This is a genomic window from Oleiphilus sp. HI0043 (assembly GCF_001634935.1).
In genome coordinates this window covers 1-781 of the sequence record NZ_LWEY01000315.1, presented here as the reverse complement: position 1 = coordinate 781, position 781 = coordinate 1, and the positions used below count along the sequence as shown (strand labels likewise).

Here is a 781-nt window from a genome sequence, read left to right as displayed (position 1 = left end):
GTTGGGATACGATTGAAGAAGTAATCGAACATGTAGAGGAAGTGATTGCCAGTGATGGCGTTCTAGGGGCTCAAAGTACTGAGGGCGATGAACAGATTACTCTGGATGAGGTTTTTCTAGAGGCAAGCGAAATTGCATTAGATCTAGAGCAAGCGCTTCCAGATAGTGAACATGCCGAGACATTTGCGGCGGTTAGACAGGAAACGAATGATTCCTATAACGACGTAGCAGAGCTTAACGAGACTCCTGACCTCGAAATTATTAGCCAGCCTCAAGGTGTAATTGTTGATGAGTTGGAAGAGGTCTTATTAAGTGTGGGAGCTACCGGTGGCGAGCTAAGCTATCAGTGGCGTAGAGATGGTGTTGAGCTTCAAGGGGCGGTACTAAGTTCACTATTGATTTCAGCTGCAGATACTTCCGACTCAGGCAGTTATGATGTTCTGGTGAGCGATGAGTCAGGTACCCTGGAGTCTTTGACTGCTTTAGTAGTAGTTAACGAATTGCCACCAGTAGTTGTGATAGACCCTGTTCAAATTTCTACGCAACCTACTTCTGTTAGTGTAGATGAAGGAGAGGGAGCGGTACTATCTGTCGCTGCGAGTGGCGGTGGTGAGTTGGTGTATCAGTGGTTTAAGGGTGGGGTAGCGATTAGCGGCGCGACCTCAAGCTCACTCTCTTTCGCTTCAGCTTCAGTCTCAGATAGTGGTGTGTATAGTGTCAGCGTGACCACTCCAAGGCTATCGACTGTAAAACCTCAAGCTCATTAATTTCTACATTAGCA

At 47.0% G+C, this 781-nt stretch carries 1 protein-coding gene; it reads left to right on the top strand.

Annotated elements, in window-relative coordinates; translation table 11 throughout:
- The coding region (locus tag A3729_RS04360; RefSeq protein ID WP_156497654.1) for an immunoglobulin domain-containing protein at window positions 1-767 on the top strand (767 nt) is incomplete at its 5' end.
- Window positions 768-781: the final 14 nt, after the last annotated feature.